The organism is Mycobacterium sp., assembly GCF_049585075.1.
In the GTDB taxonomy this organism is placed as follows: domain Bacteria; phylum Actinomycetota; class Actinomycetes; order Mycobacteriales; family Mycobacteriaceae; genus Mycobacterium.
Map to the genome: position 1 here is coordinate 1 of NZ_JBAUZA010000127.1, position 8685 is coordinate 8685.

At 64.6% G+C, this 8685-nt stretch carries 11 protein-coding genes and 1 pseudogene; 4 read left to right on the forward strand and 8 right to left on the reverse strand.

Annotation, left to right across the window (positions count from 1 at the left end; genetic code table 11):
* The 4 genes from WB785_RS05980 to WB785_RS05995 all read right to left on the reverse strand — a co-directional run.
* Positions 1–663, reverse strand: a 663-nt coding sequence (locus WB785_RS05980) for an LLM class F420-dependent oxidoreductase (protein ID WP_424077840.1), incomplete at its 3' end; no start/stop codon positions are given.
* Positions 664–665: 2 nt separating this feature from the next.
* Positions 666–1202, reverse strand: coding sequence for a YceI family protein (locus tag WB785_RS05985; protein WP_424077851.1), 537 nt, complete (start codon positions 1200–1202; stop codon positions 666–668).
* A 21-nt stretch (positions 1203–1223) separates the two neighbouring features.
* Entirely contained in the window at positions 1224–2237 is a 1014-nt protein-coding gene (locus WB785_RS05990; RefSeq protein ID WP_424077842.1) for an alcohol dehydrogenase catalytic domain-containing protein, read from the reverse strand.
* Between the two features lie 10 nt (positions 2238–2247).
* Entirely contained in the window at positions 2248–3507 is a 1260-nt protein-coding gene (locus WB785_RS05995; protein ID WP_424077843.1) for a cytochrome P450, read from the reverse strand.
* A 212-nt stretch (positions 3508–3719) separates the two neighbouring features.
* On the opposite strand from WB785_RS05995, the gene WB785_RS06000 reads away from it, so the two are divergent.
* The 3 genes from WB785_RS06000 (at position 3720) to WB785_RS06010 (ending at position 5056) form a co-directional block, all read left to right on the forward strand.
* Positions 3720–4313 carry a dihydrofolate reductase family protein gene (locus tag WB785_RS06000; protein ID WP_424077844.1) on the forward strand — a complete coding sequence of 198 codons (594 nt, stop codon included), beginning with the start codon at positions 3720–3722 and terminating at the stop codon, positions 4311–4313.
* 68 nt (positions 4314–4381) lie between these two features.
* Complete coding sequence (locus WB785_RS06005) at positions 4382–4813, forward strand: hypothetical protein (RefSeq protein WP_424077845.1); 432 nt, start codon at positions 4382–4384, stop codon at positions 4811–4813.
* 24 nt (positions 4814–4837) lie between these two features.
* Positions 4838–5056, forward strand: a complete 219-nt coding sequence (locus WB785_RS06010) for a hypothetical protein (RefSeq protein WP_424077846.1) — start codon at positions 4838–4840, stop codon at positions 5054–5056.
* Positions 5057–5078: 22 nt separating this feature from the next.
* On the opposite strand, the gene WB785_RS06015 is transcribed toward WB785_RS06010, so the two are convergent.
* Entirely contained in the window at positions 5079–6209 is a 1131-nt protein-coding gene (locus WB785_RS06015; protein ID WP_424077847.1) for a nitronate monooxygenase, read from the reverse strand.
* A gap of 98 nt (positions 6210–6307) precedes the next feature.
* Positions 6308–6781 carry a hypothetical protein gene (locus WB785_RS06020; protein ID WP_424077848.1) on the reverse strand — a complete coding sequence of 158 codons (474 nt, stop codon included), beginning with the start codon at positions 6779–6781 and terminating at the stop codon, positions 6308–6310.
* An 87-nt stretch (positions 6782–6868) separates the two neighbouring features.
* On the opposite strand from WB785_RS06020, the gene WB785_RS06025 reads away from it, so the two are divergent.
* Complete coding sequence (locus WB785_RS06025; RefSeq protein WP_424077849.1) at positions 6869–7606, forward strand: glucose 1-dehydrogenase; 738 nt, start codon at positions 6869–6871, stop codon at positions 7604–7606.
* Between the two features lie 3 nt (positions 7607–7609).
* On the opposite strand, the gene WB785_RS06030 is transcribed toward WB785_RS06025, so the two are convergent.
* Together WB785_RS06030 and WB785_RS06035 are read right to left on the reverse strand one after the other, a co-directional pair.
* Positions 7610–8458 carry a TIGR03619 family F420-dependent LLM class oxidoreductase gene (locus tag WB785_RS06030; protein ID WP_424077850.1) on the reverse strand — a complete coding sequence of 283 codons (849 nt, stop codon included), beginning with the start codon at positions 8456–8458 and terminating at the stop codon, positions 7610–7612.
* Between the two features lie 11 nt (positions 8459–8469).
* Positions 8470–8685: pseudogene (locus WB785_RS06035) on the reverse strand (class I SAM-dependent methyltransferase); the annotation flags it as partial.

Genomic DNA, 8685 nt, shown 5'->3' on the forward strand with positions numbered 1-8685 from the left:
CTCCGTTGCGGCTTGCGCTACCTCCTGCCGCGCCTGGTCGAGTTTCGGGCCGGGGCCCACCATGGGAAACCAGCCGTCGCCGAGGCGACCGGCGCGCCGGCATGCACGTGGCGAGGCCGCCCCGAACCACACCGGGATCGGCCGCTGTATCGGCAGCGGCGCCAGCCCGGCTCCGGTCACCCGGTGATACGTGCCGTGATAGGTAACGCTCTGTTCGGTCCACAACTTGCGCATCAGGTCGACCTGCTCCTCGCTGCGCTTGCCGCGGTTCGAGAAGTCTTCGCCCAGTGCCTCGTATTCGACTGCGTTCCAGCCAAGTCCGACGCCCAGGCGTAACCGGCCGCCGCTGAGTAGGTCCACCTCGGCCGCCTGCTTGGCGACCAGGACGGCTTGTCGCTGCGGCAAAATCACGATCCCGGTCACCAATTCCAGCGACGTAGTCACCGCGGCGAGGTAGCCGAATGTCACCATCGGTTCGTGGAAGGTGTTGTGCAGGTCATAAAACCCGTCCCAGCCGACATGCACCTTCGGATCGGCACCGACGACGTGGTCGTAGGCGAGTAGGTGGGCAAATCCAAGTCCTTCGACGTGCTCGGCATAGGCCCGCACCGCACCTGCATCGGCGCCAATTTCGGTCTGCGGGAACACTACTCCGATCCGCATCTTTACCCCTTTTCATGCTTCGCGGTGAACAAGATGGTGACGTCGTCGGCGACTTTCAACGCGCCCATGACCAACGAGTATGGTTTGACTCCAAAGTCGGATTGGCGAACGACAGCCTCTGTGGACAGGCGCCAAATCTTGCCGAGATCCTCAGTGCGCAAATCGATTACGTGGGGCCGTGTCTTTCCTCGGATCTGCAGCGGCCCGGCCAGACGGTAACCGGCCTGGCTGCGCTCGATGCTGTCGGCCTCGAAGCAGATCTTTGGAAAGCGTCGCGCACCCAACTGTCGTAAAGCGTTGGACCGCACCAGGATCTTCTCCGGCCCGGACAAGGGCGTCAGGCCACCTTCGCCCTGGACGACTTCAAGCGAATCCACGTCGACCGTGAGCTGCGCCGCGACAGGCACACCATCCGACCATCGCACCGTGGCCTGCCAGCGGCGCATCGCGATGGTGAGGCGGTGACCCATCTTCGACGCTCGGCCGGCGACACCGGTGCGAATCAACAGCTCACCGTCCGATGCGGGAAGAGTCCACATGCCGGTCACGGACCGACTGTGTCACATGGTCAAGACGGTGCGGTAGTGCGCTCGCCCTTGCTCTAAAGTCGCATAGCCTTCAGCGGCCTGAGCTAGCGGCAGCTCCTCGATCCACGCCCGAACACCGGACAGAACCGCGAAATGCATAGTGTCTTCGACGTCTTTCGCAGTGCCGGAGGGATGGCCGACGACGCTGACACCAGGGGTGATGAGCTGGATGGGACTGATCGGCAACGGTTCAGGCGTGACGCCGATGGTGACTAGCTCACCCTGCGGCGATATCCCGCCGACCGTTGCGGCCATGGCGGGCGAGTTGCCCGCAGTGGCCAGCACGACCGCCGCGCCGCCCAGGGCCTTCAGCGCTTCGGCGGGATCGCCGGCGGTGGAGTCGATGTAGTGGTGGGCGCCCAACTTCCGGGCGTCCTCCTCTTTGCCGCTGCCGCGTGCGATTGCGATGGTCTCAAAACCCATCGCCCGGGCGAACTGCAGCCCGAGGTGGCCGAGTCCGCCGACACCGAGGATGGCGACTCGGTCGCCGGCCACCGCCTTCGTGTGGCGCAAGGCGTTGTAGGTGGTAACCCCGGCGCAACCCATCGGCGCGGCTGCCGCGTCGGAAAGCCCTGCCGGTATCCGGGCCAGCGCACTCCCCGGGACAGTCACCGACTCTGCATATCCGCCGGGATATTGGTAACTCGGGACCTTCCCGTTCTCGCAATGAATGAACTGGCCTTTTCGGCATTGATCGCAGTGGTAGCAGCAGCCGCCGAACCACCCGACCGCGACGCGATCGCCGACCGCGAAACCCTCTACGCCCGCTCCGAGTTCGGCGATCGTTCCGGCGATTTCGTGCCCGGGAGTCAACGGCCACGTCATGCCCGGGAAGCCGCCTGTGACAAAGTGTGCATCGGTGCCGCAGATCCCACACGCTGTGACCGTCAGCCGCGCCTCGTCGCGGCCCGGGGGCTTGGTTTCGACATCGACCAGTTCTAACGGTGCTCCGGCGGACTTTACGTGAACAGCTCGATGCGTAGCCATGCAGTTGATGTTAGTGCGCTGCAGGGGATTTCGCCCCATTGGTGTGGTAGTCGACCTGCCAGTGCTTGATGCCGTTGAGCCAACCCGAACGCAGCCGCTCGGGTTTGCCGATCGATTCCAGATCGGGGATACCGTCGCCGATCGCGTTGAAGATCAGGTCGATCGTCATTCGCGCCAAGTTAGCCCCGATGCAGTAGTGCGCACCGGTGCCGCCAAACCCGACGTGCGGGTTGGGATCACGCAAGATGTTGAAGCTGAACGGGTCGTCGAAGACTTCCTCGTCGAAATTGGCCGACCGGTACACCATCACCACCCGCTGGCCCTTCTTGATCTGGACGCCGGACAGCTCGTAGTCCTGCAGGGCGGTCCGCTGGAACGACGTCACCGGGGTGGCCCAGCGGACGATCTCGTCGGCGGTGGTCGCCGGACGCTCTTTTTTGAACAGCTCCCACTGATCGGGGAAGTCGGTGAACGCCATCATGCCCTGGGTGATGGAGTTGCGGGTGGTCTCGTTGCCGGCGACGGCCAACAGGATAACGAAAAAGCCGAACTCGTCGTCAGAGAGCTTGTGGCCATCGATGTCGGCCTCGATCAGCTTCGTGACGAGGTCATCGCCCGGGTGCTGTGCGCGGTCGGCGGCCATCTGCATGCCGTACATGATCAGTTCGACCGAGGCGGTGATCGCATCGTTGTTCGCGAACTCGGGATCCTGGTCGCCGACCATCTCATTGGACCAGTGGAAGAGTTTCTTGCGGTCTTCCTGCGGAACGCCCATCAGCCCGGCGATGGCCTGCAACGGCAGCTCGCACGACACCTGTTCGACGAAGTCGCCGGAGCCCTCGAGCGCCGCGGCCTCCACAATGCGCCGCGCGCGCTCGGCGAGGTCTTCGCGCAGCCGCTCGATGGCCCGGGGAGTGAAGGCCCGCGAAATGATCTTGCGCAGCCGGGTGTGCTGCGGCGCGTCCATATTCAGTAGGACGAACTTGCCGCGCTCGACCTGCTCACCGACCGTTCCGTCCTTATAGCGCGGTATGGCGGTCTTTGCCAGGCTGGAGAAGACGTCACTGCGCAGTGAGATCTCCTTGACGTCCTTGTGCTTGGACACCACCCAGAAACCGCCGTCATCGAACCCGCCGGCCCCGACCGGCTGCTCGTTCCACCAGATCGGCGCGGTCTTCCGGAGCTCGGCCAGCTCTTCCACCGGCAGCCGGTCGGCGTGAATGTCGGGATCAGTGAAATCGAATCCGGGCGGGATATTCGGAGTCGGCATAGGGGGCACTCCTAGGAATACGACTATGAATACGACTTGCAGATGACGTGTTCTGGCTCAGTAAAGCATCGAGACCGCCGAGATGGAACGTGTTCCCGGCGGATTGCCGGGCACAGATTGAAACGTGTTCTCGCGACCGGCTCCGATGAGTTTCGGTTAGCTCGAAGGTCTTGATCTAGTGCCAGGCAGGGCAACCAGTGAAGGGATCGATCATGCGCATCGTTGTCAGTGACTTCATCAGCCTCGACGGTGTGGTGCAGGCGCCCGGCGGCCCGGAGGAGGACACCGACGGCGGATTCCGTCACGGCGGATGGTCGATGCCGTACTTTGACCCAGACACGATGGGACCGGCGGTCGGCGAAATCATGTCCGCAACCGAGGCACTGCTGTTCGGCCGACGTACCTGGCAGACCATGGCTGCCGCCTGGCCGAGCCGCGCGGGTGATCCGTTCGCCGACCGGATGAATGAGATACCCAAATACGTGGCGTCTCGGACGCTGACGCAACCGGATCTCACCTGGTCCGGGTCGACCCTGCTGCCCGCTGAAGACGCGATCGGTGCGGTGCGCGAGCTGCGGGCGCGGGACGGCAAAGCACTCCAGGTGATGGGCAGCGCATCGCTAGCTGGGCAGCTGATCGCGCAGGGACTTGTCGACGAATACCGCCTGATGATCGAGCCGATCCTGCTCGGCGGCGGCAAGCGGTTGTTCCCTGACAACGGCTCGGCCCGCGCGCTCGAGCTGGTCTCGGCGACGCCCACCGCCACCGGCGTCCTGATCTGCACTTACCGGCCCGCTGACCGCTGAGCGACCGGCTGGATGCCACCGTGCGAAACCGCCATGCGGGCCTGGCCGCGCTGACTATGCTTGCCGTCATGATTCGTGAACTGTTCATCGCCGCCGCGATCACCGGTACGGCTGTCGGCCTGGCGCCGGCCGCCGTCGCCGACCCGCATTACGACGGCGACGTGCCGGGAATGAACTACGACGCGTCGCTGGGCGCGCCGTGCGACAACTACGAGCGGTTCATCTTCGGGCGCGGCCCGGGCGGTCAGGCCGAGGCGTGCCACTTCATCATCAACCAGTTCCCGGCCGCGCAATCGGGGTTCTGGGTGATCACGTACCCGCTCTATGGCGTTCAACAGATCGGCGCCAAGTGCGACAACCCCCGAGGTGCGTCGGCCCAGACGCCCGACGGGCTTCCAATGCTCTGCACCGAACACGGTTGGCAGGTCGGACAATTGACCGGCGGTGGATTCCCGCGGCCCGGCGGAGGCTTCCCGTCGGATACCGGCCAGACCGGCTAACCACAACACAAACAGGGGACTGCAATGGGCTTCAACGCCAAGGATGCGATCGACGCTGCCAGAGACATCGTGGCGAACGCCGTTGAGCGGTCGTCGGACATCGTCGAAGACGCGGGCCACATCATCAAAGGGGATGTCTCCGGCGGCGCCGGAGACATCGTGCACAACTCGATCGACATCGCCACCTACGCCGTCGACCGCGCCAAAGAGGTCTTCACCGGCAAGCCCGCCGACGACGAATAATCCTGGCGCGCAGGACTGTTCGTCAGACGGAGGCGGCCTCGTTGAGCTCGTCCAACCGGTTCGTCGCTTCGAGGTATTCCTGCACCCAGCGTTCGATGACCGTCGACGTCTTCTCCACCTTGGTGAACTGGCCGACGACCTGACCGACCGGGTTGAACGCGACATCGACGCTCTCGTTCGGATACCTGTTGGTGGCCCGAACCGCCATGCCAGAGACCATGTACTGCAATGGCATACCGAGCGGCTTCGGGTTGTCCGGGGCCTCCCACGCCTCGGTCCAGTCGTTGCGCAACATGCGGGCAGGCTTACCCGTGAACGACCGGCTGCGGACGGTGTCACGGCTACCCGCCTTGACGTACGCCTCTTGCTGAACCGGGGTGTTCGAAGATTCCTCGACCATCAACCATTGCGATCCGGTCCACGCGCCTTGCGCGCCCAACGCCAGTGCCGCGGCAATCTGCTCACCGCTGCCGATGCCGCCCGCGGCCAGCACCGGTACCGGGGCAACCTCCTTGACGACCTGAGGCCACAGCACGATTGAGCCGACCTCGCCGCAGTGCCCGCCGGCCTCGCCGCCCTGCGCGATGATGATGTCGACGCCGGCGTCGGCGTGCTTGCGTGCCTGCGAGGGGGAGCCGCACAGCGCGGCCACCTTGAGCCCGGCGTCGTGAATGTGCTTGATCATGTCGGCCGGCGGTGTGCCGAGCGCGTTGGCGATCATTTTCACTTTCGGGTGCTTGAGCGCCACCTCGACCTGCGGCGTGGCCGTCGCCTCGGTCCACCCAAGGAGCTGCAGGCTGTCGCCGTCGCTGTCCTCGATCGGCACACCGTGATCGGCAAGAATCTTCTTCCCGAAGTCGAGGTGCTCCTGCGGCACCATCTTGCGCAGCGTGTCGGCCAGCTCCTCCGCCGATAGGTGCGAGTCCATGCCCTCGTACTTGTTCGGGATCACGATGTCGACGCCGTACGGGTGATCGCCGATATTCTCGTCGATCCACTTCAGCTCGATCTCAAGCTGCTCGGGCGTGAAGCCGACCGCCCCCAGCACGCCGAAACCGCCGGCCTTGCTCACCGCGACGACGACATCGCGGCAGTGTGTGAACGCGAAGATCGGGAACTCGATGCCGAGCTCGTCGCAGATGGGAGTGTGCATGCCTGATTCCTTACTGGTCTGCTTGCTCGCGGCGTTTCGCTAACTGAAACGTGTTCTAGTTTAGTACGGAATTGTCGTGTTGTGACCACCCGGGTGCCTCAGAGCATCTCGTTATGGGCTACCCACAGCACCAGGAAAGCCAGCATGCACCCCGCACACACCAGATGATCACGCCAGATGGACCGCGCCAGGGCGGTTTGTTCGCATGCGCCGCCCGAACGACTGCCGAGGCGGGCCGCGCTGGGAACCGTATGCGTGAGCGCCAGCAGAATCGGGCCCGCTGCCAGCAGCGCCGACACCGCCAGTAACCAGGCCGGGTCGTGCCCTCGGGCCGCGCGGAACCCCAACGCTGCCAGCAACACCACCATGACGACCACGATGAGCCGGCTCATCGGGCCGGATTCGGTGACTGCACGCCGGTAATAGCCCGCGATGGAAACCAGCGCGCGTTCGGGGAGGTCACCGCCGGGATTGCGGCCCGCGAGCACCTGCGCATCGAACATCAGATCCATCCACAGCACGGCGAACAGAAACCCGCTGCACGCGATGAGTAAAGAGGTGGCGACGCTCATTGTCCGATTGTTTCCCAGTGTGCAGGCGTGAGCGCAGCGTTGGAACAAGTTCTAGTTCGGCTTCCGGCTGCGGTAGCCTGACGCGTCATGGGACGTGTGGACGGAAAAGTTGCATTGATCAGCGGCGGCGCTCGGGGGATGGGCGCTGCTCATGCCCGATTGCTGGTCAGCGAGGGTGCCAAAGTGGTGATCGGCGACATCCTCGACGATGAAGGCAAGGCACTGGCCGATGAGATCGGTGACGCGGCGCGCTATGTCCATCTCGACGTCACCCAGCCCGACGACTGGGAAGCCGCAGTATCCACCGCGGTCAACGACTTCGGCAAGCTCAACGTGTTGGTCAACAACGCCGGCATCGTGGCGCTGGGCCAGCTTGGCCAGTTCGATTTGGCCAAGTGGCACAAGGTCATTGACGTCAACTTGAACGGTACGTTCCACGGAATCCAGGCCGCGGTCGAACCGATGAAGGCCGCAGGCGGCGGCTCGATCATCAACGTCTCGTCCATCGAAGGGCTACGCGGCGCCATCATGGTGCACCCCTACGTCGCCTCCAAGTGGGCGGTGCGCGGCCTGACCAAATCAGCCGCTCTGGAACTGGGCTCGCACAACATCCGGGTCAACTCCATCCACCCCGGCTTCATCCGCACCCCGATGACCAAGCACTTCCCCGACAACATGGTCACCGTCCCGATCGGCCGCCCAGGGCAGTCCGACGAGGTCGCCACCTTCGTGGTGTTTTTGGCCAGCGACGAATCCTCGTATGCCACCGGCGCGGAATTCGTGATGGACGGCGGCTTGGTCAACGACGTGCCCCACCGGCTCTAGCCGCTAGCGGAACTTCTCGATCACGGTCTGCGCGAACCGCTCGATCGACGGTCGGTAGCCGTCCTCGGCACCCATCCAGGGAGCGCACATCACCGCCGTGATCCCGACGTCCTCGGCACGCCGGTAAAGATCGACAGACGGCGGTTCCATCAGCGCCAGCATGATCTCGAACGGTTCGCCGTCCCGCCCGTACTCGCGCCGCAACGCCGTCAGCTTCTGCGCGTAGCCAACCGCGTCGTCCCACACGTAGGCCGTGCCGACCCATCCGTCGCACAGCCGAGCGGCCCGGCGCAGCGCCACCTCCGATTCGCCGCCGCACAGAATCGGCACCGGCGTGGTGGGGTGCGGCTCGAGCATCAACTCGGGCACCTGGTAGTAGTGGCCGCTCCACGACACCCAACCGCCCTGCCACAGCGCGCGTAAGGCCGGGATCATCTCGTCGAGCCGCTTGCCCCGATTGCCGAAATCTTGTCCCAGCAGTTCGAATTCCTCACGCATCCAGCCGGCGCCGACCGCCAGCGACACCCGGCCCTCGGAAATGACCGACGCGGTGGCCACCTGTTTGGCGACCTCCAACAACGGGCGGGCGGGGGCGACGTACACGGCGTTGGAGAACCGCAACCGACGCGTCACCGCCGCCATCGCGCCGATCAGGATCCACGAGTCCGGCCACGCTGTCTCCGGCGACCACGGCGGACGCTCCGCCCCGGTGGGGTATGGCGACTGTAGGACACGTGGATAAATCAAATGGTCAGCACAGATCACCCCGTCGTAGCCGGCGTCGTCGAGCATCCTCGCGACGGCCAGCGCCTCCGCCGAGTCCATAAACGCTGTGCCGGACCAGAACTGCACGTCGTAGTACTTTAGCGGGTCGCGGTGATGTATTCCGAGTGCATGATTCGGTCGACTTGTAGGTCGACTTCGGCTGGGGTGCGGCCATATTCGGCCTGCAATTCCGGGTTGGCGCGAACAGGTTCCACCGTCCAGCCGTGCTCGGCCAGCCAATCGGCGGGTCTGGTTTTCTGCGAGTCGTCGTAGGTCAGAGCCGAAAACTTCACATCGCCGGAGCGGTTGAGACC

Bases quoted from the DNA above. Each gene is read 5' to 3' on its own strand.
- WB785_RS05985 (WP_424077851.1), bottom strand. From the start codon at position 1,202: ATGTGGACTCTTCCCGCATCGGACGGTGAGCTGTTGATTCGCACCGGT.
- WB785_RS05990 (WP_424077842.1), bottom strand. From the start codon at position 2,237: ATGGCTACGCATCGAGCTGTTCACGTAAAGTCCGCCGGAGCACCGTTA.
- WB785_RS05995 (WP_424077843.1), bottom strand. From the start codon at position 3,507: ATGCCGACTCCGAATATCCCGCCCGGATTCGATTTCACTGATCCCGAC.
- WB785_RS06000 (WP_424077844.1), top strand. From the start codon at position 3,720: ATGCGCATCGTTGTCAGTGACTTCATCAGCCTCGACGGTGTGGTGCAG.
- WB785_RS06005 (WP_424077845.1), top strand. From the start codon at position 4,382: ATGATTCGTGAACTGTTCATCGCCGCCGCGATCACCGGTACGGCTGTC.
- WB785_RS06010 (WP_424077846.1), top strand. From the start codon at position 4,838: ATGGGCTTCAACGCCAAGGATGCGATCGACGCTGCCAGAGACATCGTG.
- WB785_RS06015 (WP_424077847.1), bottom strand. From the start codon at position 6,209: ATGCACACTCCCATCTGCGACGAGCTCGGCATCGAGTTCCCGATCTTC.
- WB785_RS06020 (WP_424077848.1), bottom strand. From the start codon at position 6,781: ATGAGCGTCGCCACCTCTTTACTCATCGCGTGCAGCGGGTTTCTGTTC.
- WB785_RS06025 (WP_424077849.1), top strand. From the start codon at position 6,869: ATGGGACGTGTGGACGGAAAAGTTGCATTGATCAGCGGCGGCGCTCGG.